Here is a 24684-nt window from a genome sequence, read left to right on the forward strand (position 1 = left end):
TCAGCGCCGCTTCGCCGAGCGGTCGCGTGCGGGGTCGTAGAGGTAGGACTCGCCGCCGCGTACGTCCTCGGCCAGCGCCTTGCCGACGAGGATGACCGCGGCCTGCCGGAGCCCTGCCGCCTCGACCTGGTCGGCGATGTCGCCGAGCGTGCCCCGCAGGATCACCTCGGTCGGCTGGCTCACGTTGGCCACGACGGCGACCGGGCAGTCGACACCGTACGACTCGGCGAGCTCGGCAGCGAGCGTACGGGTGCGGGTGATCGCGAGGTGCAGCACGAGCGTCGAACCCGTGGCCGCGAACCCGGCCAACGCCTCCCCCGACGGCATCGCGGTCGACCGCGCCTGCGTCCGGGTGAGCACGACGGACTGCACGACCTCGGGCACCGTCAGCTCGGCGCCGAGCAGCGCGGCCGCGGCAGCGTACGCCGGCACGCCGGGCGTCACGTCCCATGGCACGCCGTGGGCGTCGAGCCGCTTGGTCTGCTCGTGCAGGGCGGAGTAGACCGAGGGGTCGCCGGAGCAGAGGCGTACGACCTCGCGGCCGGCGGCGTGGGCGTCGACGATGCGGGCGGTGATCTGGTCGAGGTCGAGGTCCTGCGTGTCGACGAGCTCGGCGCCGTCGGGGCAGTGGGCGAGCACGGCGTGGTCGATGTAGGTGCCGGCGTAGACGCACACGTCGGCGGCGTTGAGGAGCGCGACCGCTCGCAGGGTCAGGAGGTCGGCGGCGCCCGGGCCGGCGCCCACGAAGTGCACCGTCATGCGTCGGCCTTCGTGATGGCCAGCTGGGTGATGGCGCGGGCCGGGGTCCAGCCGGTGAACGTACCGATGGGAGCGGCGTGCTCCACATGGAGGCGGGTCAGCTCGCCGCCGAGCTGCGCGTAGCGGACCGCGAGCACGGCCTCGGTCTCGAGCGTCACGCCGTGCACCACGAGTCGGCCGCCGGGTCGGAGTGCCGACCAGCAGGCGTCGAGCACCCCCTCCTCGGTCGCGCCGCCGCCGATGAAGATCGCGTGAGGCGCCTCGAGGTCGGCCAGGGCCTCGGGGGCGTGGCCGGTCAGCACCTGCAGGGCCGGCACGCCCAGGGCATCGGCGTTGCGGGAGATGCGTGCCGAACGGTCCTCGCGGGCCTCGATCGCGATCGCCCGGCACGTGGGGTGCGCCCGCATCCACTCGATCGCGACGGATCCCGCGCCGGCGCCGACGTCCCAGAGCAGCTGGCCCGGCAGCGGTGCGAGTCGCGCAAGGGCTGACGCGCGTACGTCCCGCTTGGTGATCTGGCCGTCGTGGTCGAAGGCACCCTCGGGCAGGCCGGCCGTGAAGCCCAGCACCGTCGCGCCGGAGCTCACCAGCTCGACCGCCACGACGTTGAGGTCCGGCGCTGCCTGGTCGCCCCATGACGCGGCGACGCCGTCCGTACGCGACTCGGTCTCCGACCCGAGGTCCGCCAGCACGGTCATCGGGCTCGCCCCGTATCCCGCGGTCGTCAGCAGCCCGGCCACCTCGGCGGGGGTCGAGCCGTCGGAGGAGAGCACGATCAGCCGGAGACCCGGCGCGAGCGAGCGGGCCACGAGGTGCGGATCGCGGCCGACGAGCGTCACGACCTCGGTCGACTCGGCTGACCAGCGCATCCGGGCACGGGCCAGGGCGACGGAGGACAGCGCGGGCACGACCTCGACGGAGTCCTTGCCGAGCAGGTCGACGAGTGTCGTCGCGATGCCGGAGACGAGGGGGTCCCCGGACGCCAGCGCCACGACGTTCTTGCCGTCGTGCTGCTCCAGCAGCGCGGGCAGGCCCTCCCGCAACGGCGACGGCCACGACTGTCTGGTCTGCTCGGCCCCGTCGCTCTTCGAAGGGAGCATCGCGAGGTGACGATCGCCGCCGAGCACGACGTCTGCGGCCTCGACCAGCTCGCGCGCTCGCGCGGTCAGACCGGTCCAGCCGTCCGCGCCGATCCCGACGACCGTGACCTGTGTGCTCATGCCCGAGACGATATCTGCCGAACGCGTGACACGAGTCGGCCGATGGGCTTATCGTTTGTCGTTAATAACGACTATCGATAAGGAATACCCGTGACGAAGCCCAAGACGCGCGACCCACTGGGTCCGCTGGACACGATCACCGGCATGATCTCCGGCCTCCTGCTCACCTTGCTGGCCTTCACGGTTGTCTTCTCCGTCCTCAGCGACGACGTCAGCTTCATGGGAGTCGGTGACGACGAGGTCTGTGTCTCGACGCATCTCATCTCGACCATCGAGTCGAGAGAGCTCGACGGGGCGGACCGTCAGGACTACGGAATCGCCAAGCACGTCGACGTCGAGTCCGCCAAGACCTCTGTGTGTGACGAGAAGGCGGACGTCGAGGCGCACACCTGGGGAGTCCTGACGGAGCTGCCGAGCTTCGTCGTCTTCCTCGGGTTCATCCTGCTCACCCGCCGCACGATCCGATACGCCCAGAAGCACGGCCTCTTCTCTGCTTCGCTCGCCGACCGGATCGAACGGCTCGGCTGGTTGCTCTTGTTCGGGCTTCTCGGTGCGGCGCTGGTCGAGTGGCTTGCCGAGGGACAGCTCCTGTCGGACATGCTGCGCGACGCGGATTGGGCAAGCGGCTCGTTCGGCATCTCGGTGCCCGGCATCATCGGGGCGTACGGGCTGGTCAGCATCGGCCGCGTCATGAACCGTGCGGCTGCGCTGCAGGCGGACGCCGACGCGACGATATGAGCGACCACCACATCCGCATCACGCTCGACGACATGCTCGAGCGCCGCGGGATGACCCTCACCGAGCTGTCCGCCGCGGTCGACATCTCGCTGGTCAACCTGTCGATCCTCAAGACCGGCAAGGCCAAGGCCATCCGCTTCAGCACCCTGACCCGCATCTGCGAGGTGCTCGACTGCCAACCCGGCGACCTACTGGCATACGACGACAACCGTTAGTCTTGCGATCACAGTCTCGAGGTGCCCCTCACGGGGAGAATCGGGAAGCCGGTGAAAATCCGGCACAGGGCCCGCTGCGGTGACCCAGGCTCGACCTGGGAAGTCCGAAGACCGGCCTCGAGGCTGACTGGCGGACGCAACCGTGCCCGTCATCGATGGCAGATCGAGCGGGAGCCCCATATGCCACAGCACTATCCGTTCAGCGCCGTCGTCGGATCCGACGACATGGCGCTCGCCCTCACCCTCTCGACGATCTCGCCTGCGATCGGCGGCGTACTCGTGCGGGGCGAGAAGGGCACCGCCAAGTCGACGATGGTCCGCGCCCTGGCTTCGGTCCTGCCGCCGATCGACGTCGTCGCCGGCGACCGGTTCTCGACCGACCCGCGCGAGTCCAACCCGTTGTCGCCCGACGGCCCGTTCGCCGCGGACGCCGACGTCGAGACCCGCCCCGTACGCCTCGTGGAGCTGCCGGTCGGCGCCACGGAGGACCGGGTGCTGGGCTCCCTGCACCTCGAGAAGGCGCTGTCCGACGGCGTCACCGAGTACGAGCCCGGCCTGCTGGCCCGCGCGCACCGCGGCATCCTCTACGTCGACGAGGTCAACCTGCTGCACGACCACCTCGTCGACCTGCTGCTCGATGCCGCCGCGATGGGCCGCTCGACGGTCGAGCGCGACGGCGTCTCGGTCGAGCACGCCGCGCGCTTCGTGCTCGTCGGCACCATGAACCCCGAGGAGGGCGAGCTCCGGCCCCAGCTGCTCGACCGGTTCGGCCTGACGGTCGAGGTCGCGGCACCGCGTGACCCGGCGACCCGCGTCGAGGTCGTACGCCGCCGACTGGCGTACGAGGCGGATCCCGACGCGTTCGCCGCGGCGTACGCGGAGGACGAGGCGGCGCTGACCGACCGCATCCAGGCGGCGCAGAAGCTCGTCGACCAGGTCGACCTCAGCGACTGGGCGCTGCTCAAGATCGCCGAGGTGTGCGCCGCGTTCGAGGTCGACGGCATGCGTGCCGACATCGTCACGGCTCGCGCTGCCGCTGCGCATGCCGCGTGGAACGGGCGCACGAGCGTGCTGCGCGAGGACATCCGGGCCGCCGCCCGGCTCGCCCTGCCGCACCGTCGCCGGCGCAACCCGTTCGACGCGCCCGGCATCGACGAGGACCTGCTCGACCAGATCCTCGGCGACGACGAGCCGCCGCCGGAGCCCGAGGGCGACGGCACCGACGACGCCGAAACCCAGGAGTCCCCGGCTTCCGAGACCGACTCCCCCCCTGATGCTGGTTCCGAACCCGCTGAGACTGACGTTTCTGCGCCGGATCACGGCGAGTCGCAGCAGGAACGTCAGGCTCAGCGGGAAGGCGACCAACAGCCTGGCGGTACGTCCGAGGTCACGGTTGCTGCGCCGCAGCAGCCTTACCGGCCCAAGCTGTTCACCGTCGGCGGCACGGGTGCCGGCGAGTCCGGCAAGCGGTCCAGGGCGATCACCGAGACCGGCCGGCGCATCGGTGCCCAACGGCGTACGGGCCAGGGCGGCTCGATCCACCTCATGGAGACGATCCGTGCCGCCGCGCCGCACCAGCACGCCCGCGGCCGTACGAGCAGCATCGAGTTCCGCGCCGACGACCTGCGCCTGGCGGTCAAGGAGGGGCACGAGTCCAACCTGATCCTGTTCTGCGTCGACGCGTCCGGGTCGATGGCGGCCCGCAAGCGCATGGAGCAGGTCAAGACCGCGATCCTGTCGCTGCTGATGGACGCCTACCAGCGCCGCGACAAGGTCGGCCTCATCACGTTCCGCGCCGACGGCGCCGAGCTCGCGCTGCCGCCGACCGGCTCGATCGACATCGCTGCGACCCGCCTCGCCGAGCTGCCCGCCGGTGGGCGTACGCCGCTGGCCGAGGCGCTGCTCAAGACCGCCGACGTGCTGCGCCTGGAGCGCGTACGCGACCCGCGTCGCCGCCCCCTGCTCGTCGTGATCACCGACGGTCGCGCGACGTACGGCGACAACGCCCTCGCGCGGGCGCACCAGGTCGCCAGGCACCTCGGCGCGACGGGTCTCGCGAGTCTCGTGATCGACTGCGAGACCGGGAAGTTCCGCATGGGCCTCGCCTCACAGCTCGCCGATCACCTGCTGGCCGAGTACGTCCCGCTCGGCGAGGTCAACGCCTCGGCGCTCACCGAGGTCGTACGGTCCGGACTCCACGAGACGGGAGCCGCCTGATGCCCAAGGGTCAGCCGGTCGCCGTCCCCGATGACGGTCTCACCACGAGGCAGCGCCGCAACCGCCCGCTGCTGATGGTCCACACGGGCGACGGCAAGGGCAAGTCCACCGCCGCGTTCGGCCTCGCGATCCGCTCGTGGAACCAGGGCTGGAACATCGGCGTCTTCCAGTTCGTGAAGTCCGCGAAATGGCGCATCGGCGAGCAGACCGTGCTCGAGCGGCTCGGCGAGCTGCACGCCGAGACCGGCGAGGGCGGGCCCGTCGAGTGGCACAAGATGGGCTCCGGCTGGTCGTGGTCGCGCAAGGAGGGCTCCGACGAGGACCACGCCGCTGACGCCGCCGAGGGCTGGGCCGAGGTCAAGCGCCGCATCGCCGACGAGACGCACGACCTCTACGTGCTCGACGAGTTCACCTATCCCATGAAGTGGGGCTGGGTCGACGTCGACGACGTCGTCGAGACCCTCGCCAACCGGCCGGGCCGGCAGTACGTCGTCATCACCGGGCGCGGCGCCGATCCCAAGCTCGTCGAGATCGCCGACCTCGTCACCGAGATGAAGCACGTCAAGCACCCGTTCGACAACGGCCAGAAGGGCCAGCGGGGCATCGAATGGTGAGGCTTCCGCGACTCGTCATCGCCGCTCCGGCCTCGGGGCATGGCAAGACGACCGTCGCCACCGGACTGATGGCGGCGCTGTCGCGTGCGGGTCACAACGTCTCGGGCCACAAGGTCGGTCCCGACTACATCGACCCGGGCTACCACGCGCTCGCGACCGGCAAGCCCGGCCGCAACCTCGACCCTCACCTCGTCGGCGAGGAGCGCCTGGTCCCGTTGCTGCTGCACGGTGCACGCGGTGCCGACCTCGCGATCGTCGAGGGCGTCATGGGCCTCTACGACGGACAGATCGGTGGCGAAGGATTCGCCTCGACCGCGCACGTCGCCACCGTCACACGTACGCCCGTGGTGCTCGTCGTCGACATCTCGCACGCATCACGCTCGATCGCCGCGCTGGTGCAGGGCATGGTCGCGTTCGACCCGTCCGTACGCATCGTCGGCGTGATCCTCAACAAGGCGGGGTCTCCGCGGCATGCCGGCGAGGTGGTCAGCGCGCTGGAGTCGACCGGGCTGCCGGTGCTCGGCGTGCTGCAGCGCGACGACGGCATCGTCGCGCCGTCCCGCCACCTCGGTCTCGTACCCGCCGCAGAGCGCGACGACGCCGCGCACGCGCTCGACCGGTTGGCTGCGCAGATCGCCGAGAAGATCGACCTCGAGCATCTCCTGGCGCTCGCCCACTCCGCTCCGGACCTCGACGCCGAGCCGTGGGACGCAACCGCGGAAGTACGTCCTTTCGACGAGCTCAAGGACCCCGCTCCCGTCGTCGCCATGGCCGGGGGACGGGCGTTCACGTTCCGCTACGCCGAGACCGAGGAGCTGCTCCGAGCCGCCGGTTGCGACGTCGTGACGTTCGACCCGCTGACCGACGAGAGGCTGCCCGAGGGGACAGCCGGGCTCTACCTCGGTGGCGGCTTCCCCGAGGTGCACGCCGCCGGCCTCTCCGCCAACGAACCCCTCCGTGCGGCCCTACGAGCAGCGGTCGACTCGGGCATGCCCACGTACGCCGAGTGTGCCGGTCTGCTCTACCTCTGCCAGTCCGTCGACGGGCTGCCGATGGTCGGCGCGCTCGACGCCGAGGCGGTCATGACACCCAGGCTCACGTTGTCGTACCGGACCGCGATCGTCCCGGCCGACCAGCTGACCGGTGTCGCCGGCTCCCGGGTCACGGGCCACGAGTTCCACCGGACGACGGTCACACCGGCGTCGGCCGAGGCGGCCTGGCTCATCGAGGGCCAGCCGCACGGGTTCGGCTCGGCGACGCTGCACGCGTCGTACCTGCACACCCACTGGGCCGGCCACCCGCAGATGGCCCAACGCTTCGCCGACGCCGTCCACGCGTACGTGCCCGCTCGCCTTCCCGCTGAGACTGACGTTTCCGTTGCGACACGCCGCCAGAGCGTGCAGAAACGTCAGGCTCAGCGAGTCCCTGACCTCGGGTGGCACGGGGACCGGGAGCTGTCCGACGGACTCATCGACTTCGCGGTCAACATCCACGACGACGTACGCCCGGAGTGGCTCGACGCAGCACTCCACGCGAGCCTCGACGACATCGGCGCCTACCCGAACGCCGCCGCGGCGCAGCACGCCATCGCCCAACGTCACGGCCGGCGCACCGACGAGGTGCTGCCGACCGCCGGCGCCGCCGAGGCGTTCGGGCTCATCGCGCGGGCCCGTCCCTGGCGCCGTCCGGTCGTCGTGCACCCGCAGTTCACCGAGCCCGACGTCGCCCTCGCCGCCGCCGGCCACCAGCCCGAGCACGTCCTCACGGATCCCGCGAACGGGTTCGTGCTCGACCCGGCGCAGATCCCCGACGACGCCGACCTGGTCATGATCGGCAACCCGACCAACCCCACGAGCGTCCTGCATCCCGAGCAGTCGTTGCGCCGCATCGTGCGCCCCGGCCGGGTCGTGGTGGTCGACGAGGCGTTCATGGACTCCGTGCCCGACGAGCGCCACTCGCTCGCCGCGATCACCGATCCCGGCCTCGTCGTCGTCCGCAGCCTCACCAAGCTGTGGTCGATCCCGGGCATCCGCGCCGGGTACGTCCTGGGGTCCCCGCAGCTGCTCACCGAGCTGAAGGCCCACCAGGCTCCGTGGTCGGTGTCGACCGCCGCGATCGCCGCGATGATCGCGACGGCGTCGCCCGAGGCTGTTGCCGAGGCCGCGAAGCGTACGACGAGGATCGCCCAGCACCGCCGTGTCCTCACCGACGGGCTGACGGAGCTCGGCATCCACCACGTGCCCGCCGCCGCACCGTACGTCCTCGCCAAGGCCGGCGCGGGCGCCCATGACCGGCTCCGGGCTGCGGGCTACGCCGTACGCCGCGCCGACACGTTCCCGGGCCTCGACGACACGTGGGTACGCATCGCCGTGCGCAAGCCGGACACGACCCGCAAGCTCCTCGCCACGTTGCAGATCGAGGGGCCATGGACCTGACACCCGGCACCGTCGCCCTCGTCATCGGCGGCGACGCCCGCGCCGCCGCCCAGGTCGCTGCCCTGCTCGAGGCCGGCGCCGTCGTCACGGTCATCGCCCCCACCGCAACCGCGTCGATCGAGGACCTCGCCGACCGCGGGCTCATCACCTGGCACGCCCGCGAGGCCGACATGGCCGACGTGCAGGGCGCGGGCGTCGTCCTCACCGGCCACGCCGACCGCACGCCGCGCGACCAGATCCTCGACACCGGCATCGTCACGCTCGTGGGTGGCGGGCCCGGTGATCCCGGCCTCCTCACCGTCGCCGGCCGCGAGGCGATCGAGCGCGCCGACGTGATCGTCACCGACCGGCTCGCCCCGCTGGCGGCGTTGGCCTGGGCGCGCCCCGACGCCGAGGTCATCGACGTGGCCAAGATCCCCGGCGGCCGGTCGACGAGCCAGGAGGACATCGACCAGCTCCTCGTCGAGCACGCCAAGTCCGGCAAGAACGTGGTCCGGTTCAAGGGCGGCGACAACTTCGTGTTCGGCCGTGGCAGCGAGGAGCTCCTCGCCTGCCTGCACGCCGGCATCGAGACCCGCGTCGTCCCCGGGGTCAGCTCCGCGATCGCCGCCCCGGCACTCGCAGGCATCCCGGTCACGCATCGCGGCCTGACCCAGGGCTTCACCGTGATCTCCGGCCACGTGCCCCCGGGACACCCCGAGTCGACGCTCGACTACGCCGCCCTCGCCACCTCCGGCACGACGATCGTCGTGCTGATGGGCGTACGCACCCTCAGTGCGATCTGCGCCGCCCTCGTCGACGGCGGCCTCGACCCGGAGACCCCCGCCGCGGTGATCGCCGACGGCACGATGCCGAGCCAGCGGGTCGTACGCGCGACGCTCGCGACGATCGACGAGGCCGCCGCCGACCTCGGCGCCCCGGCTGTCGCGGTCATCGGCGACGTCGCGGACATCGAGGGCCTGGCGTGATCCTCTGGGTGCGCCACGGCCAGTCGACCTGGAACGTCATCGACCGCATGCAGGGCCACGAGCTCAGCCCGCCGTTGACCGACCTCGGCCGCCAGCAGGCCACCCGGACCGCGGAGCTCCTCGTGGACCGTGAGGTCGTACGCATCCTCACCTCCCCCGCCGTGCGTGCCCGGCAGACCGCCGACATCATCGCCGACCGGCTCGGCCTCGAGGTCGTCGAGGAACCGCTGCTCCTGGAGAAGGGGCTCGAGGAGGACTACGCCTCCGTGCTGGTCCGCGTGCAGCAGCTCCTGGAGCAGGACCTGCCGCGCCACACCGTCGCCGTCAGCCACGGCGACACCATCGGTCTCGCCGTCGGACTGCTCAGCGGCCGGCGACCCGAGCTGCCGGCGAACGGCTCCATCACGCACGTCGATCCCGACACTCGACAGGTCGCCATCTCGATGCCCTAGGATGACTTTCACCGAGGTCGAGGAAGCCGGTGCAACTCCGGCGCAGTAGCGCTACTGTGACACCCGCATCAGCGAGTGGAGCCAGACCCGAAGCCTCGGAATTTCATCCATTCATGGGACGCAATCATCCCGTCAGGAGAATTCATGTCACAGGTCACCACCGCCACACCCGAGATCGAGATCCCGTCGATCCCGCTCCGCGAGCTCGCCCCTTGGGCGCTGTTCTTCGGCCTCATCGGGGCCTTCATCCTCTTCTTCATCAGCGCTGACCAGGGCGCGGTGTCGATCCCGGCCGGCACGGCCATCCACGAGTGGGTCCACGATGGACGCCACCTGCTCGGATTCCCCTGCCACTGACCTGCCCCGACCCAGCCGGACTGCCCTCGGGCGTCCGGCTTTCTCGGCATACCCGAACGGATTGACATGACCCCCCGCAACTTCCTCGTACGAGGACTCCTCGCCGGCCTGATCGCCGGCATCCTGACCTTCGCGGTGGCCTACATCGCCGGCGAGCCGTCGGTCGACGCCGCCATCAAGGTCGAGTCGGCCGGCGATGCCCCGCACGCGCACGGCCAGTCGGCTCCCGCGACGCACGGCGGTGACCACCACGAAGAGGGCGGCACCGAGGTGTCGCGCCAGAACCAGTCGACCTGGGGACTCGCCACCGCGACCATCTCGACCGGCATCGCGTTCGGCGGCATCGTGGCACTCGCCGCGGCATTCGCCCTCGGCCGGATCGGCCGGCTGCGACCGAGCCAGTCCACCGCGCTCGTCGCGGCTCTCGGCTTCGTGTCCGTCGCCCTGGTGCCGTTCATGAAGTACCCGGCCACGCCACCGGCGGTCGGCAACGCCGACACGATCGGGGCCCGCACGACGCAGTACTTCGTGATGCTCGCGATCTCGGTGGTCGCGATGATCGCCGCCGTGATCCTGTTCCGCGCCCTCCTCGACCGGTTCGGCACCTACACCGCCGTCCTCACGAGCGCCGGCGCCTACCTCGCCGTCGTGATCCTCGCCGGTGCACTGATGCCGACGGTCAACGAGATCGGCGACTTCCCGGGCGACACGCTCTGGTACTTCCGCCGCGGCTCCCTCCTGACCCTCGCCACCCTGTGGGGCGTCATCGGCATCGCGCTGACCGGCCTGATCGGCAAGCTGTACGCCCAGGAGTCGGCGACGCAGGCGCGCCGCGACCTGGCGGCGAGCCTGTGAACGAGTACGAGCCCGTCGCGGCTCCTTCAGAAGTGGTCGGCGCCGCTGCGGCTGAACGGCTCGCCGGTCTCGCGACGCCGCCCGGCGCGCTCGGGCGGCTCGGCGACCTCGCGGTGTGGGTCGCCGCGACTCAGAGCATGGTCCCGCCGGCACCGGTCACCCGCGTGCGGGCCGTCATCTTCGCCGGCGACCACGGCGTCTCCGACCACGGCGTCTCGGCGTTCCCCAAGGCCATCACCCCGGCCATGGTCCGCACGTTCCTGATGGGCAAGGCCGGCGTCTCGGTGCTCGCCGCCCAGCACGACGTGTCCGTACGCGTGCTCGATCTCGGCGTGGACGACGACCTCGAGGGTGTCGCTCCGGAGGTCACCCGGTTCAAGGTCCGCCGTGGCAGCGGCGCGATCCACCTCGAGGACGCGCTCACCACCGACGAGACGCTCCAGGCCATCGCGGCCGGCGAGACCGTCGCGGCCGAGGAGATCGCCGCCGGAGCACAGCTGCTGATCAGCGGCGACATGGGCATCGGCAACACGACGCCCGCCGCCGCGCTGATCGCCGCGTCGCTCGGCCTGCCCGCCATGGAGGTCACCGGGCGCGGCACGGGCATCGACGAGTCCGGACTCGCGCACAAGATGGCGGTCGTCCAGCAGGCGCTGGACCGCACCCGCGAACGTACGGGCGATCCGGTCGACACCCTCACCGCGCTGGGCAGCGCCGACCTCGCGGCAGCGGCCGGGTTCATGGCTGCCGCCGCACGGGCGGGCGTACCCGTGCTGCTCGACGGCGTGATCTCCGTGGCGGCTGCGGTCATGGCCGACCGGTTGGCGCCGGGTGCTGCCGCGTGGTTCGCGGCCGGCCACCGGTCGACCGAGCCGGCACAGTCGCTCGCGCTCGCCAAGCTCGGCCTCGAGCCGATCCTCGACATCGGCATGCGGCTCGGCGAGGGCAGTGGTGCGGTCGCCGCGGTGCCGCTCGTACGCTCGGCGGCCCTGCTGCTCTCCGACGTGGCGTTGCTCGCCGACCTGATGTGACCAACTCCTGGCGGCTGGCCGTCGGCACGCTGACCGCCCTGCGGTGGCGGCATCCGACGGTCGTCGACCGGGATGTCGCCGGTGGCGCGATGCTGCTCGCGCCACTCGCGGTCGTGCCCCTCGGCCTGCTCGTCGGGCTCGTCTCATGGGCCGGTCGCGAGCTGAAGCTGGCACCCCTCGCCGTCGCCCTCGTCGCGGTCGGCGCGCTGGCCCTCGGCAGCCGGGCGCTGCACCTCGACGGGTTGTCGGACGTCGCCGACGGGCTCACCGCGTCGTACGACCGGGAGCGCTCGCTCGAGGTCATGAAGGGCGGCACGGCGGGACCGGCTGGGGCGGCAGCGCTCGTGATCGTGCTCGGCATCCAGGCCGCTTCGCTGTCGGCGATCCTGTGCATGCCTCGCGGGCCCGTCATCGCTGGCCTGCTCGTCTGCTGCTCGCGGGCGATCCTCTCGGTGTGCTGCGCCCGCGGGGTCCCCGCCGCCCGGGCCGACGGCCTCGCCGTGACGTACGCCGGCACGATCAGACGTACGTGGGCCGTGGCGACCTGGCTCGTGGTCGCGCTGCTGTGCGCCGGCGTGCTCGACTGGGCCGGTTGGCCGTGGTGGCGCGGGCTGGTCGTCGCCGGAGCGGGGCTGTTCGTCGGCGCGCTGCTGACGTACCGCTGTGTGTCCCGTTTCGGCGGCGTCACGGGCGATGTCTTCGGGGCGGCGATCGAGCTCACCCTGGCTGCGATGCTCGTCGCGGCGTCCTGAACAATCTTCGTGTGAAGCTCACCCCCTGCGACTGGTCCGACCCCGACGCCGTGGCACTGCGCGCGGCCCAACGGGTCGACATCGAGGCGCGCTACGGCACTCCCGACAGCGAGCCCGGACCGGCCCCGACGGCCGACGACATCACGGCGTTCTTCCTGCTGCGGGACGGCGACGAGGCCGTGGCGTGCGGCGGCCTGCGCGCGATCGACCCCACGAGCGGCGAGATCAAGCGCATGTTCGTACCAGCCGAGCACCGCGGTCGCGGGTTCTCACGGATCGTCCTCAACGGCCTCGAGAAGCACGCCCGATCGCTGGGCTGGTCCCGGCTGCTGCTCGAGACCGGTGATCGCCAGCCCGAGGCCGTCGGCCTGTACGAGTCGGCGGGCTACCGCCGCATCCCCAGCTTCGGCCACTACACCGGCAGCGACCTCTCCCTCTGCTTCGCCAAGGACCTCTAGAGTCACCGGTTTACCAAGAGGTCAGGGTGTTGTGCCACCCCTCAGGGCGCGCGCACCGTGAGGAGTGGCGGTTTGCCCTGACCTCTTGGTAAACCGCCAACAGGTCAGAGGCGGAGGACCCGGCCGGCGACGACGAGCATGACGTCGTCGCACTCCTCGGCGACACGCTGGTTGACGGTGCCGAGCAGGTCGCGGAACACCCGGCCCGATCGATGCTCGGGCACGACGCTCATGCCGACCTCGTTGGTCACCGCGACGACGGTGCCCTGGTGCTCGGCGATCGCGGTCAGCGCCTCGTCGAGCCGTTCGAACAGCACCGGCTCCCAGTCCTCGAGCACCGCGTCCCAGCCGTCGAGCTCGTCGATGACCGACGTGAGCCACGTGCCGAGGCAGTCGATCAGCACAGCACCCTCGGCGGACCGCACGGCCTCGCCGAGATCGCTCGTCTCGACAGTCTTCCAGTACGCCGGCCGCCGGCTCTGGTGCCGCGCGATCCGCGCCGCCCACTCGGGGTCCGACACCGGATCGGCGGGCGGCCCCGGAGCCACGTAGGTGACCGTCGGCTCGGCCAGCAGCAACGACTCGGCGTGGAACGACTTGCCGGAGCGTACGCCGCCCGTGATCAGGACCTTCATCGCACCTCGCTACTGTCGAGATCACCTTACCGACCACGATCGTCCCCTGAGGAGCCCGAATGCGTGCACGTGCCGCCGGCCTCGCACTGGGATTCGCCGCGGACCGCATGTTCGGCGATCCCGCCCGCTTCCACCCGGTCGCCGGCTTCGGCCTGATGGCCCGCGACGTCGAGCGCCAGGTCTATCGTGACGACCGCACGATGGGCCTGGCCTACACGTCGGTCCTCGTCGGCGGCGTCGCCGCGGCCGGCTTCCTCGCCGAGCGTGCGGTCGGTGGCCGTCCCGTCATGCGTACGCTCCTCACCGCCGCAACGACGTGGACTGCCCTCGGCGGCCGTTCCCTGTCGCAGGAGGCCTCGTACGTACGAGCGTGGCTCGACGCCGACAACCTCCCAGCCGCTCGGGAGCAGCTCACCCACCTCGTCGGCCGCGACCCGTCGTCGCTCGACGAGCAGGAGATCTCTCGCGCCGTCGTCGAGTCCGTCGCCGAGAACACCTCCGACGCCGTGGTCGCCCCCTTGCTCGCCGGGGCAGTCGGTGGCGTGGCGGGCATCGCGGCCTATCGGGCCGCCAACACGCTCGACGCCATGGTGGGCCACCGCAGCCCGCGCCATCGCAACTTCGGCTGGGCCTCGGCGCGCCTCGACGACCTGCTCAACCTCGTGCCCGCACGGGTGTCGGCTCTCCTCGCCGCGGCGCTCGCCCCGGTGGTCGGCGGCAGCGGCGAGATCGCGTTGCGCACCTGGACCCGCGACGCGGGTCGTCACCCGAGCCCCAACGCCGGACCCGTCGAGGCGGCGTTCGCCGGCGCGCTCGGCGTGCAGCTCGGCGGCACGAACGTCTACGGCGAGCGGGTCGAGCACCGCCCGACGCTGGGCGACGGACCCGTCGCGCTGCCGGGTGACATCGACCGGTCCGTACGCCTCGCCGACGCTGTCGGCCTCGCCGCCCTCGCGGTCAGCGTCGTCGTCGCGCTCAAGCGCCGCCGATGACCACGATCGTCACGGGCGGCACCCGCGGCATCGGGGCGGCCATCACCCGTGCCCTGGCCTCGGACGGCCACGACGTCGTCGCCTCGTACGTACGTGACGATGCGAGCGCCGAGGCCCTCGCGGCCGAGCTCGAGGCGGTCCACGTCGTACGCGCCGACGTGACGACGACCGACGGCATCGACACGCTGTTCAACGCCGCGCAGGAACGAGGCCCGGTCACCGGGCTCGTCAACAACGCCGGCGCCACGATGCACGTCGGACCCTTGGCCGAGACCGACCCCGAGGTCATCCGGTCGGTCATCGACCTCAACCTGACGGCCGCGGTGCTGTGCGCCCGGCGAGCCGTGCAGGCCATGACCGCGGGCGGCACGATCGTCAACATCTCCTCGGGCGCGGCGACGCTGGGCTCACCCGGCGAGTACGTCCACTACGCCGCCGCCAAGGCCGGGGTGGACGCCCTCACCGTGGGGCTCGGCAAGGAGGTGGCGTCGCTGGGCATCCGCGTCGTCGGCGTGGCACCCGGCACGATCCGCACCGGCATCCACGCGGACGCCGGCGACCCCGGCCGACCAGACCGCGTGGCGGAGCGCGTGCCACTGGGCCGGGCCGGCGAGCCCGACGACATCGCCGGCGCCGTGGCGTGGCTGTTCCGGCCCGAGGCCGCCTATGTCACTGCGACGACGATCCGGATCACTGGCGGGATGTGACCCAGGCGGCGGCTGCCGCCGGATCTTTGACGAGCTCGACGTCGGCCGGCACCGCCGAGCGACGGACGATCACGACCTCGAGGCCACGTTCGTTGGCGACCTGCATCTTGGACCACGTGTAGGAACCGCCGGAGTCCTTCGTGACGAGAACGTCGACGTCGGCCATGACCCGGCGCTCGTCCTCCAGCCCGTACGGGCCACGGCTCCTCAGCAGCGTCCACATCTCCGGCAGCTCGAAGTCCGGCTCGTCGACGACCCGCACGAGCGCAGCCTTGCCCGAGAGCGCGTCGACGAAGCGGTGGAGCGACTGGCGGCCGATGGTGAGGAACGGACGATCGCCGAGGGTCGCGGTGAGTCCGGCCGCCTCGTCGTGGTCGTCGACCCAGTGCCAGCGGTCCGAGCCCGGCGCTTCGGACCAGCCCGGCCGTTCCAGCCTCAGCAGCGGCACCCCGTCGGCGTGGCACGCGGCGGCGGCGTTGGCGCTCATGCCCTCTGCAAACGGATGCGTCGCGTCGACGACCGCCGAGATGCGCATCTCCATCAGGTACGACCGCAGCCCGGACACCCCGCCGAACCCGCCGATCTGCACCGCGCCGACCGGCAGCCGCGGGCGGGCGACCCGGCCGGCGAGCGACGACACGAAACGTACGTGCGCCTCCTGCAGCAGCACCGCGAGCTCACGCGCCTCGGAGGTGCCGCCGAGCACCAGCACCGTCATGAGGACGCTCCGGGCGGCAGGACCGGCACCGGCGGTGCACCGTCGGTGGCGATCGTGAGCAGCGCGTCGACGTCGAGGTGACGCTCGACGAGGTCGCCGAGCAGGTCGAGCCGCTGCTCGCGGCGGGCGGCGAAGCTGACGTCCGACGGCTCGTACGCCCGACCGCCGAGCCCGGCCGCCTCGGCGAGGAACGCGCGACGGAACTCGTCGGACTCCAGGCTGCCGTGCCACATCGTGCCGAACACGTTGGCTGAGCGGGCCCCGCCGAGGAACTCCTCGTCGCCGCCCTGGGTGATGCGGCCGTGGTGGATCTCGTAACCCGTCACGTCCGTGCTGAGCGCCGTGCCGGTCGGCAGCCGCAGCACCTTGTCGGCCCGGAACGTCGTGGTGACGTCGAGCAGGCCCAGCCCGTCGGCGGTCGCACCGGCGTCGCCCTCGACGCCGTCGGGATCGCTGACCGTGCGGCCGAGCATCTGGAAGCCACCGCAGATGCCCAGCACCGGCAGACCCGCCGCCGCGTGCTCGAGCACGGCCCGGTCGAGGCCGCGCGACCGCAGCCAGGCGAGGTCGGAGATCGTGGCACGGGTGCCCGGCAGCACGATGACGTCGGCCCCGCTGAGGTCCTGCGGCTTGCCGGCGAACACGACGTCGACCCCCGGCTCCAGGCCCAGCGCGTCGACGTCCGTGAAGTTGCTGATGCGCGGCATCCGGATCACCGCGACCCGCAGAGCTGCGTCGCGGTTCGCCGAACGGCGGCCCTCGAGGTCGAGGGCATCCTCGGAGTCGAGCCACACGTCGGGGCTCCAGGGCAGCACGCCGAAGACACGGCGACCGGTCAGCGCCTCCAGCTGGTCGAGCCCCGGCCGCAGCAGCGTCTCGTCGCCACGGAACTTGTTGACCACGAACCCTGCCACGAGCCGCTGGTCGTCCGGCTCGAGCAGCGCGACAGTGCCGTACATCGCCGCGAACACCCCGCCGCGATCGATGTCACCGACCACGACCGTCGGGATGTCAGCGTGCCGGGCGAGGCCCATGTTGACGTAGTCGCCCGCCCGCAGGTTGATCTCCGCCGGGCTGCCGGCGCCCTCGCTCACCACCAGGTCGAACCGCGACGCCAGATCGTCGTACGCCTCGTGGGCCGCCGCGGCCAGGTGCGTACGGCCGCCGATGAACTCTGCTGACGAGATCTCACCCGCCGGCCGGCCCATCACGACGACGTGGCTCTTGCGGTCACCGCCGGGCTTGAGCAGCACGGGGTTCATCGCGGCCTCGGGCACGGCTCCGGCGGCCAGCGCCTGGATCCACTGCGCCCGGCCGATCTCGGCCCCGTCGGCACACACCATCGAGTTGTTGGACATGTTCTGCGCCTTGTAGGGCGCGACCTTGAGCCCCCGGCGCGCGAACGCACGGCACAGGCCCGTGGTGACGATGCTCTTGCCGGCGTCCGAGGTCGTACCCGCGACCAGCAGCGACCCGCTCATCGCGTACGCGCCGCGTTGAGCCAGCCGTGCAACAGCCGGGTGATCCACGGCAGGGCGAGGTACGTCATGAGCGGCGTCATGACCCCGGTGATCACGAGCACGCGCAGCGGCAGCCACCAGTCGGCGGCGAAGTCCTTGGCGAGGTAGTTGGCCGCGAGGCTCAGCGGGAGGAACACGATGAAGATCGCGCACATCTGCTTCCACCGCGGCGGCGCGGGGGCGGCGCTGCGCAGGTCCTGCACGTCGACGCTCGACGGCTCGTCGAACCAGCCCTCGATGCCGGTGCGGTGCTCGCGAGCGGACTCGTCGACGAATCCCTGCGCCGAGTCGAGCCACCAGCGGCGCTGCGCCGACAGCTCCCACGCCTCGAGGGACTCCTGCGACGAGAACCGGTAGAGCATGTGCCACTCGGCCGACGACTCCTCAGGGCGTACCCAGCCCGATCCCAGGAACCCGTCGAAGCGCTCGGCGAGCTCGGTGCCGGCGCGCAGCCAGGCGAGCATCTGGTCCTCCTGCGACGGATCCACCTGTCGCGTGATGGAGACGGTGACGGGCCCGGACATGCCACCAGCCTAGGACTGCGCGCGACCCGTGCCGACCACGCCTGTTGCGACGACGGCGACTACCCCTCGTGCACCGTGCCGATGAGCACCTTGCCCAACCTGGTCTTGCCGTCGGCGGCATATACGAACTGGTAGACGTTGCCCTTGGCATCGATCAGGCCGAGCCGCCTCCGCTCCTTCATCTGGCGAACCGCCTCAGCCGGATTTCCGGCGACGTCCCCCAGCATGTCCTTCTTCAGGATGTAGGCCTCGCGGCCCTCGAACTCCACCGGATACAGGTCCGGATAGGCCGACTCCGGAGTGCTGGCCCGCGGGGCACCAACGGTCAGGCCGTACTCGTTGACCGTGTAGTCCGGGATGTCCCACGCCGGCTTGCCATCAGGACCGGTCGGCGGCAGGACGTCCGCCTGCGCCACCGCCGCTCGTGGTCCGAAGGTGGCAGTGAGCCGGTAGTCGCGGGAGAGGTCGGACGTCATCACCAGCTTCGTCCCGTTGACCTCGTCGACCGGGATGCTCTTGAGCATGCCCCGGCGCCCGTCGCCGTCGTCGACCCTCCCCTCGGTGCCGCAGTCGTACGAGAAGATCTCCTTCTTGGCGTCGCGCAGCTCGAACGACTCACCCGGAGCGCACCGGTACGTCACCGACACGTTGAGCCACCTGTCCTTCGGCCCCGGCTCGCCGATCGACAGCACTGAGTCTCCGGTGTGAGTCTCCGGCGGCGAGCCGTTCGTACGCTCGACGGTCGCGTAGGCCATCCCACCGACCGCAACTGCGCCGGCGACCGAGGCCAGCACAGCCGGCCGGCTGAGCCGCCGCCACCAGCGCCGCGATGCAGCGTGGCGCAGCACCAACGGACGCACACCGGCCACCATCACGGCGATCTCGGCGTCATCGGGTCGTTGACGTTGCTCGGTCATTCCCCGGCCTCCTCTCGCAGTCGTGTGCGCGCCCGCTGCAGGCGTTTGCCCACCGCGGCCCCGGTGAGGCCGAGCACCTCGGCGGCCTCCGCGTACGTCAGCCCTTGCAGCAGGCAGAGCTCGCACACGCGTCGCTCACCTTCCGGAAGACCGGCGATCGCCTCGAGGGCCCACCGGAGATCGGCCGCCGCGGCGCCGTTGCTCGCATCAGCAGCGATCGACTCCTCGCGGAGCTCGAGCAGCTGGTTCCACCGCCGCTCGCGCCGGGCGTGGTTGCGCGCGTGGTTGCGGCACGTCGTCAGGAGCCAGGGCAGCGCCGAACCTGCCACGAGCCGGATCGATGCTCGGCGGTTCCAGGCAGTCAGGAACGTCTCCTGCAGGATGTCCTGCGCGCCTTCAGCCGTCGGCGAGAGCGTCCAGGCGAACCGCGCGACCGCCGGAGCGTGCAGATCGTAGAACTCCTCGAAGGCGCGTTCGTCGCGTATGACCGCCGTCATCGCACGCTCCTGTCACCGGGCATGCCCTGTAATGTCCCGCAACCGCGAATCGTGACATCCCGCCGCCAATGTATGCGCTCAGACGCCTGCCGGGACGACGGCGCGACACGTGCCGACCACCCCCGACGCGAGTACCTTGTGGACCATGGCTCTCAGCGACGACCTCCGGATCGCACTCGACGGCAAGTGGCGTCACGTCAGGGAACAGTCACGCAAGGAGCTCGCCGAGCTCGACCTCGCGTACGACCACGACCTGACCCTCGACGAGGCCCGCGCGCGAGTCCTGGAGCAGATGCACAAGCTGGTCCCGACCGGAGTCCCCGCGGCAGGTTTCAGGGTCGAGAGCGGCGGCACGGGCGATCCCGGCATGGCGGTCACCGGCATCGAGATGCTCGCCCAGTTCGACCTCTCGCTGATGGTCAAGGCCGGCGTGCAGTGGGGCCTGTTCGGTGGCGCCATCGAGAACCTCGGCACCGAGAAGCACCACAAGAAGTACATCCCCGGCCTCATCAAACTCGACATCCTCGGCTGCTTCGCGATGACCGAGACCGGCCACGGCAGCGACGTGCAGAGCCTGGAGACCACCGCGACGTACGACCTGGCGACCGAGGAGTTCGTGATCAACTCGCCGACGCCGTCGTCGCGCAAGGACTACATCGGCGGTGCCGCGGCGCACGCCCAGGTCGCCGCCGTCTTCGCGCAGCTCATCACCAAGGGCGAGAACCACGGCGTGCACTGCTTCGTCGTGCCGCTGCGCGACGACCAGGGCAACGACCTGCCCGGCATCACGACGTCCGACGACTTCCACAAGGGCGGGCTCGGCGCGGTCGACAACGGCCGCATCGTCTTCGACCACGTCCGCATCCCGCGCGAGAACCTGCTCAACAAGTACGGCCAGGTCGACCAGGGTGGCACCTACTCCTCGCCGATCGAGAGCAGCAACGCCCGGTTCTTCACGATGCTCGGCACCCTCATCCGCGGGCGCATCAGCGTCGGCGGCTCGGCCAGCGCGGCGACCGAGGTCGCCCTCAGCATCGCCGGCCGCTACGCCCTCAAGCGCCGCCAGTTCGGCCCCGAGCCGGGCAACGAGATCCTGCTCATGGACTACCGCATGCACCAGCGCCGTCTGCTGCCGCTGATCGCCCGGTCGTACGCCTACCGGTTCGCGCAGAACCAGCTCGTCGCCCGCATGGACACGGTCCAGAGCGCCGAGGAACCGCCGCCCCCGCACCAGCAGCGCGAGCTCGAGAGCCGCGCCGCCGGGCTCAAGGCCGCCCAGACCTGGCACGCGACCCGTGCGATCCAGGAGGCCCGCGAGGCCTGTGGCGGTGCCGGCTACCTCGCCGAGAACCGGCTCACGACCCTGAAGGGCGACACCGACGTCTTCACGACGTTCGAGGGCGACAACCACGTGCTGTTCCAGCTCGTCGCCAAGGAGCTGCTCACCTCGTACGCCCAGGAGGTCGGCGGCCTCGACCCCGTCGGTCTGGTGCGCTTCGCCGCCGGCACGGTCGCCGACGTCGTCAAGGAGCGCACCGCGGCGTCCCAGCTGATCCAGCGCCTGATCGACGCCCGCCCCGGCGGCAGCGACGACAACCACGACCTGCTCGACCGCGGCACGCAGCTCAACCTGTTCGAGGACCGCGAGCAGCACGTGCTGGAGACCGCAGCGCGACGGCTGCGGCGGGCCAGCAGCGGCGACAAGGCCGAGGCGTTCGCGGTGTTCAACGCAGCCCAGGACCACGTGATCCGAGCCGGCCGCGTCCACATCGAGCGCGTCGTGCTCGAGGCGTTCACCGCGGGGATCGCCCGCACGGAGAGCCCCGAGGCCCAGGAGCTGTTGCGCGACGTGTGCTCGCTCTACGCCCTGACCTCGATCGAGGAGGACCTGGCGTGGTTCATGGGCCACAACCGGCTCGCCGACACCCGCGCCAAGACCGTCACCTCGCTCGTCAACGAGCTGCTCGAGAAGCTGCGCCCCCACACGCTGACGTTGATCGAGGGCTTCGGCGTGCCGGAGAAGACGCTCAACGCCGCGATGCTCGCCGATTGAAGAAATCGTGTCCGCGATCTCCGGGCGCATGGAAGACTGACGGTCACATCTGACACCACCTATCGGGGAGATCCCTTGCGTACATCCACTCTCGCGCGCGCCGGTGCCGTTCTGACGGCTTCCGCGCTCGCGCTCACCCTCGGCGCCGGCTCCGCGTCGGCCTCCGAGGACACCTCCACGACCAAGACCACGATCCCGGGCCACGCCGAAGCAGCCGCGGCCAAGGTCGACTGGAACACCGCCGGTCTGGCCCGTTCGGGCAGGAGCGACGTCTCCGCCAACTTCGTGGCCAACCCGGACCTGACGACGTTCGCGTTCGCGTCGAAGAACCAGGTCCTCGTCGGTCCCACAGGCAACCCCATCCTTGGCACGATCACTGTCGCGCCCGGCAACCCCGGGACTCCCGGTGGGCTCGGCTACAGCATGACGACGAACCTCAAGTACTACGGCACGGTCAAGACAGCGGTCCCGCTCTACGCCGGCTTCGCCACCAAGGAGCCGTTCGGCGGCACGCCCATCCCGGACACGTACGGACCGGGCCTCTACTCGTTCGGCCCGACGAGCATCGCCGACCCCGGCGGCGGCAGCCCCTACGTCGACCCGACGCTGAGCAACACGGTCCGTGTCCGCAACGACACGATGGGCGACATCCTCTACACCAAGTACATCGGCAGCCGGAAGCACAAGGTCACCATCCACGCGCAGGTCTACCGCCCCAGCGCCAACGTGTACGCCGGCGGCATCTCGTCCGTCCGGCTGCAGTACAAGTCGGGCAGCACGTGGAAGACGTACAAGTCGATCAGTCTCAGCAAGTACGGCAAGGCGTCCTACACCTGGTACTCCGGCAAGCACACCTACCGGGTCCTGATCCCGACCACCCTGTCGATCCAGGGCAAGTCTGACAGCGGCTACTACTTCTGAGTCGCTGAACGCACGACGCACCACCTGACGAAGGCCCCCACGCACACCGTGGGGGCCTTCGTACGTCCGCAAAAGCATCACGACCGCTGCTCCCCACAACTAGACTCAGGCGTCGAATCTCTCGCCACGCCATGGGATGCCTCGGGGGCCATCCACCAGCGTTCACTCCCGCCCAGGACGAGGTACACCATGAAGAGGACGCTGCTGGCGCTCGCCGTCGCGGTCGGGTCGGGCATCGCCATCGGCGCAGTCGCGGCGCAGTCCGAGCCCGTCGTGGTGTCCGCCGCCGACGGCCAGGACCGCATCATCCATCGCGGTGGCACGGTCCGGCTCGGCAAGTCGGTCTACCTGCACACCAACGGCACCCACGCCGCTGTCGGGCTGACCAAGATCCAGCTGGTCAACAACTGCTACCTGCGCGTCTTCTTCGACACCTCGCTCGGCGAGAAGGCCATCAGCCTCGTGGTCGACGAGGACGAGACGCTGTCGAGGCTCGGCGTCCGCGCCGGCGGCTCGGGTGGCGTCGGCTACGCCAACATCTACCTCTACACCTCGACCGGCCGGCCCATCTGCGCCAACAACCCGACCTTGGGGCCATACGCCAACATCTGGATCGCGACACAGGACCTTGCGCCTGACGACGTGCCCCCCGCAGACCTCGAGCCGGCTCCCGTCCCCAATCCGCCGCTCGAGGCTCAGCAGAAGTCCGTGCCCTCGGTGGCTCGCGCGACAGTCACGCCCCCGCGCTGACCCGTCAGGGCAGGGCAGAGGCGGCCACGCTGATGACCGCCGAGCCGCCGTCGCGGACCGTCATGACCAGCTCGACCTGGTCGGTCCTGTCCACGTTCTTGTGCTCGCTGGAGGCGAATCGGCCGTCGGCCTCACCGGGTCGCACCTTCACCGCGAGGTGCCCAGTCGGGAACTCGTCGGCCGACCAGTCCCATCGGCAGGTCTGCTTCCGGCCCGCGCGGGCGATGATGGCGATCTGCTCGAGCCCGTCGACCTCGGTGAGGACCAGCGCGAGCCGCAGCGCCTCCAGACCCGGGACGGGGAACATGACACCGCCACTTGCGGTCGCGCGCACCGTGACGGTCACGTCGTCCGAGGGCGTCATGCTGACCACCCCTGCATCGTCGGGCCGCACCGCGTAGTCGCCGGCCTTCACGTCGAGGAAGTCGAAGCTCCTGGTCAACGGCACCTCCACCCGCGCGGGCGGGCGGTGTGTCGCTGCACGGACTCGCTGCGACGGTCCGGGATCACGGCTGGCGACCAGCAGGGCCCAGACATTCGACAACGGCTCGACGTGGTGCGCATAGAGGCCGGCGCCCTCGAGCATCTGCTTGAGCCGGGCCACGCCGAAGACGGAGACATGTCCCCAGACCCCCTCGAGCCGGCCGATGAGGGGGACCGAGAAGATCAGGTCGGACCCGTCGGGCAGCGCGTCCGCGAGGGTGCGCAGTGCGAGCTCCGCGTCGGGCACGTGCTCGAGGACCTCGCAGCAGATGACCAGGTCAGCGCCCCTGGACGCCACGCTCTCGCGCGTGAGGTCGTACAGGTCGCCGATCTCGAGCGTGATGCTCGCATCGGTCAGCCCGTTGTCGGCGAACAGCTCCTTGGAGCCGGCGAGGTACCTGTCGTCGATGTCGATGCCGTGATAGCTCGCGATCTCGCACCGCTTGACGAGCTGGGCGGCGAGGAAGCCCTGACCGAACCCGACGTCGAAGACCCGGTCGCCGGGGCGCGCGAAGTCCATGACCCGGCGGAAGCGCAGCTGGGTGTTCTCGGTCTCGTGCACCGACGCGCGCCCCTCGGCGGTCGTGAGCCTGGCGAGCGTGTCGTCGGTGTACCTGCGCCACGCGTCCACCTCGCGCCCGAAGACGCGACGAGCCCCTGCGACGGACAACCGCTCGTAGGCGTCGACGAGCTGCCAGCCCGCGCGTACGGCAAGCCGTTCCGACGGGTCCGTGACCTCACGATCGAGCGGTGGCTCGTCCTGCGGCGCCTCTGGGACCACCCTGATCCAGCGGCCCGGTATGCCGCCGGGGGCGTAGGCACGGGAGCGCTTGTGAGCCGGAGCTGCAGGGCTCGCGGTCTTCCGTTCACCCCGCACTGCGCGGGCGATCCTCCCG

At 71.0% G+C, this 24684-nt stretch carries 26 protein-coding genes, 1 pseudogene and 1 riboswitch; of the genes and pseudogenes, 18 read left to right on the forward strand and 9 right to left on the reverse strand.

What is annotated here, in order from left to right:
- Complete coding sequence (gene cobM / locus ASE12_RS09815) at positions 1-759, reverse strand: precorrin-4 C(11)-methyltransferase (RefSeq protein WP_056399789.1); 759 nt, start codon at positions 757-759, stop codon at positions 1-3.
- On the reverse strand, positions 756-1979 hold the full coding sequence (gene cbiE, locus ASE12_RS09820; protein ID WP_056399792.1) for a precorrin-6y C5,15-methyltransferase (decarboxylating) subunit CbiE: 1224 nt from the start codon (positions 1977-1979) through the stop codon (positions 756-758). The genes cobM and cbiE overlap by 4 nt, the downstream gene beginning before the upstream one ends.
- A gap of 90 nt (positions 1980-2069) precedes the next feature.
- Here cbiE and ASE12_RS09825 point away from each other — a divergent pair, with 90 nt between their 5' ends.
- The 13 genes and pseudogenes from ASE12_RS09825 to ASE12_RS09880 all read left to right on the forward strand — a co-directional run bounded on the left by ASE12_RS09825 (position 2070) and on the right by ASE12_RS09880 (position 13071).
- Complete coding sequence (locus ASE12_RS09825; protein ID WP_056399794.1) at positions 2070-2717, forward strand: hypothetical protein; 648 nt, start codon at positions 2070-2072, stop codon at positions 2715-2717.
- Positions 2714-2932: a helix-turn-helix transcriptional regulator gene (locus ASE12_RS09830; protein WP_056399799.1), complete on the forward strand. Its 219-nt coding sequence runs from the start codon at positions 2714-2716 to the stop codon at positions 2930-2932. The genes ASE12_RS09825 and ASE12_RS09830 overlap by 4 nt, the downstream gene beginning before the upstream one ends.
- 2 nt (positions 2933-2934) lie before the next feature.
- A riboswitch (cobalamin riboswitch) is annotated at positions 2935-3067 on the forward strand.
- Between the two features lie 45 nt (positions 3068-3112).
- Entirely contained in the window at positions 3113-5149 is a 2037-nt protein-coding gene (locus ASE12_RS09835; protein ID WP_056399802.1) for a putative cobaltochelatase, read from the forward strand.
- Positions 5149-5763: a cob(I)yrinic acid a,c-diamide adenosyltransferase gene (cobO, locus tag ASE12_RS09840; RefSeq protein ID WP_056399806.1), complete on the forward strand. Its 615-nt coding sequence runs from the start codon at positions 5149-5151 to the stop codon at positions 5761-5763. The genes ASE12_RS09835 and cobO overlap by 1 nt, the downstream gene beginning before the upstream one ends.
- Positions 5757-8198 carry a cobyrinate a,c-diamide synthase gene (locus tag ASE12_RS09845; RefSeq protein ID WP_200954996.1) on the forward strand — a complete coding sequence of 814 codons (2442 nt, stop codon included), beginning with the start codon at positions 5757-5759 and terminating at the stop codon, positions 8196-8198. Before cobO ends, ASE12_RS09845 begins: the two co-directional genes overlap by 7 nt.
- Positions 8189-8425, forward strand: a pseudogene (locus tag ASE12_RS20760) (NAD(P)-dependent oxidoreductase); the annotation flags it as partial. The gene ASE12_RS09845 and the pseudogene ASE12_RS20760, both read left to right, overlap by 10 nt.
- A gap of 9 nt (positions 8426-8434) precedes the next feature.
- Positions 8435-9166, forward strand: coding sequence for a uroporphyrinogen-III C-methyltransferase (cobA, locus tag ASE12_RS09850; RefSeq protein WP_369797248.1), 732 nt, complete (start codon positions 8435-8437; stop codon positions 9164-9166).
- Positions 9163-9618 carry a histidine phosphatase family protein gene (locus tag ASE12_RS09855; protein WP_056399810.1) on the forward strand — a complete coding sequence of 152 codons (456 nt, stop codon included), beginning with the start codon at positions 9163-9165 and terminating at the stop codon, positions 9616-9618. Before cobA ends, ASE12_RS09855 begins: the two co-directional genes overlap by 4 nt.
- 144 nt (positions 9619-9762) lie before the next feature.
- Positions 9763-9975, forward strand: a complete 213-nt coding sequence (locus ASE12_RS09860; RefSeq protein WP_056210964.1) for a CbtB domain-containing protein — start codon at positions 9763-9765, stop codon at positions 9973-9975.
- Between the two features lie 66 nt (positions 9976-10041).
- Entirely contained in the window at positions 10042-10830 is a 789-nt protein-coding gene (locus ASE12_RS09865) for a CbtA family protein (RefSeq protein ID WP_056399812.1), read from the forward strand.
- Positions 10827-11861: a nicotinate-nucleotide--dimethylbenzimidazole phosphoribosyltransferase gene (gene cobT / locus ASE12_RS09870; RefSeq protein ID WP_056399814.1), complete on the forward strand. Its 1035-nt coding sequence runs from the start codon at positions 10827-10829 to the stop codon at positions 11859-11861. The genes ASE12_RS09865 and cobT overlap by 4 nt, the downstream gene beginning before the upstream one ends.
- The gene (locus tag ASE12_RS09875) at positions 11858-12613 is read left to right on the forward strand and encodes an adenosylcobinamide-GDP ribazoletransferase (RefSeq protein WP_056399816.1); all 756 of its coding nucleotides are present in this window, start codon (positions 11858-11860) and stop codon (positions 12611-12613) included. The genes cobT and ASE12_RS09875 overlap by 4 nt, the downstream gene beginning before the upstream one ends.
- Before the next feature lie 11 nt (positions 12614-12624).
- A complete protein-coding gene (locus tag ASE12_RS09880) occupies positions 12625-13071 on the forward strand; it encodes a GNAT family N-acetyltransferase (RefSeq protein ID WP_056399818.1) in 447 nt (148 codons plus the stop codon).
- Between the two features lie 104 nt (positions 13072-13175).
- Here ASE12_RS09880 and cobU read toward each other — a convergent pair whose 3' ends face one another.
- Positions 13176-13706: a bifunctional adenosylcobinamide kinase/adenosylcobinamide-phosphate guanylyltransferase gene (cobU, locus tag ASE12_RS09885; protein ID WP_056399820.1), complete on the reverse strand. Its 531-nt coding sequence runs from the start codon at positions 13704-13706 to the stop codon at positions 13176-13178.
- Positions 13707-13765: 59 nt separating this feature from the next.
- On the opposite strand from cobU, the gene ASE12_RS09890 reads away from it, so the two are divergent.
- Both ASE12_RS09890 and ASE12_RS09895 read left to right on the forward strand, forming a co-directional pair.
- On the forward strand, positions 13766-14698 hold the full coding sequence (locus tag ASE12_RS09890) for a cobalamin biosynthesis protein (RefSeq protein WP_056399823.1): 933 nt from the start codon (positions 13766-13768) through the stop codon (positions 14696-14698).
- Positions 14695-15405, forward strand: a complete 711-nt coding sequence (locus ASE12_RS09895) for an SDR family NAD(P)-dependent oxidoreductase (protein ID WP_056399825.1) — start codon at positions 14695-14697, stop codon at positions 15403-15405. Before ASE12_RS09890 ends, ASE12_RS09895 begins: the two co-directional genes overlap by 4 nt.
- On the opposite strand, the gene ASE12_RS09900 is transcribed toward ASE12_RS09895, so the two are convergent.
- From ASE12_RS09900 to ASE12_RS09920, 5 genes are read right to left on the reverse strand one after another with little or no spacing between them, the layout of a single operon-like run.
- Positions 15389-16123 carry a cobalt-precorrin-6A reductase gene (locus ASE12_RS09900; RefSeq protein WP_056399827.1) on the reverse strand — a complete coding sequence of 245 codons (735 nt, stop codon included), beginning with the start codon at positions 16121-16123 and terminating at the stop codon, positions 15389-15391. The genes ASE12_RS09895 and ASE12_RS09900 overlap by 17 nt on opposite strands.
- Positions 16120-17604, reverse strand: coding sequence for a cobyric acid synthase (locus ASE12_RS09905; protein WP_056399830.1), 1485 nt, complete (start codon positions 17602-17604; stop codon positions 16120-16122). The genes ASE12_RS09900 and ASE12_RS09905 overlap by 4 nt, the downstream gene beginning before the upstream one ends.
- Positions 17601-18167: an antibiotic biosynthesis monooxygenase gene (locus ASE12_RS09910; RefSeq protein WP_056399833.1), complete on the reverse strand. Its 567-nt coding sequence runs from the start codon at positions 18165-18167 to the stop codon at positions 17601-17603. Before ASE12_RS09910 ends, ASE12_RS09905 begins: the two co-directional genes overlap by 4 nt.
- 59 nt (positions 18168-18226) lie before the next feature.
- Entirely contained in the window at positions 18227-19084 is an 858-nt protein-coding gene (locus tag ASE12_RS09915; RefSeq protein ID WP_056399836.1) for a hypothetical protein, read from the reverse strand.
- Entirely contained in the window at positions 19081-19581 is a 501-nt protein-coding gene (locus tag ASE12_RS09920; protein WP_056399839.1) for an RNA polymerase sigma factor, read from the reverse strand. The genes ASE12_RS09915 and ASE12_RS09920 overlap by 4 nt, the downstream gene beginning before the upstream one ends.
- A gap of 145 nt (positions 19582-19726) precedes the next feature.
- Between ASE12_RS09920 and ASE12_RS09925 the strand changes: the two genes are divergently transcribed.
- The 3 genes from ASE12_RS09925 to ASE12_RS09935 all read left to right on the forward strand — a co-directional run bounded on the left by ASE12_RS09925 (position 19727) and on the right by ASE12_RS09935 (position 23305).
- Positions 19727-21634, forward strand: a complete 1908-nt coding sequence (locus ASE12_RS09925) for an acyl-CoA dehydrogenase (protein ID WP_056399842.1) — start codon at positions 19727-19729, stop codon at positions 21632-21634.
- A gap of 75 nt (positions 21635-21709) precedes the next feature.
- Entirely contained in the window at positions 21710-22555 is an 846-nt protein-coding gene (locus tag ASE12_RS09930) for a hypothetical protein (protein ID WP_056399845.1), read from the forward strand.
- 189 nt (positions 22556-22744) lie between these two features.
- Positions 22745-23305 carry a hypothetical protein gene (locus tag ASE12_RS09935; RefSeq protein ID WP_056399848.1) on the forward strand — a complete coding sequence of 187 codons (561 nt, stop codon included), beginning with the start codon at positions 22745-22747 and terminating at the stop codon, positions 23303-23305.
- A 4-nt stretch (positions 23306-23309) separates the two neighbouring features.
- Here ASE12_RS09935 and ASE12_RS09940 read toward each other — a convergent pair whose 3' ends face one another.
- On the reverse strand, positions 23310-24665 hold the full coding sequence (locus ASE12_RS09940) for a bifunctional 2-polyprenyl-6-hydroxyphenol methylase/3-demethylubiquinol 3-O-methyltransferase UbiG (RefSeq protein ID WP_162255476.1): 1356 nt from the start codon (positions 24663-24665) through the stop codon (positions 23310-23312).
- Between the last annotated feature and the right edge of the window lie 19 nt (positions 24666-24684).

Origin of the sequence: Aeromicrobium sp. Root236 (genome assembly GCF_001428805.1) — a bacterium.
GTDB lineage: Bacteria > Actinomycetota > Actinomycetes > Propionibacteriales > Nocardioidaceae > Aeromicrobium.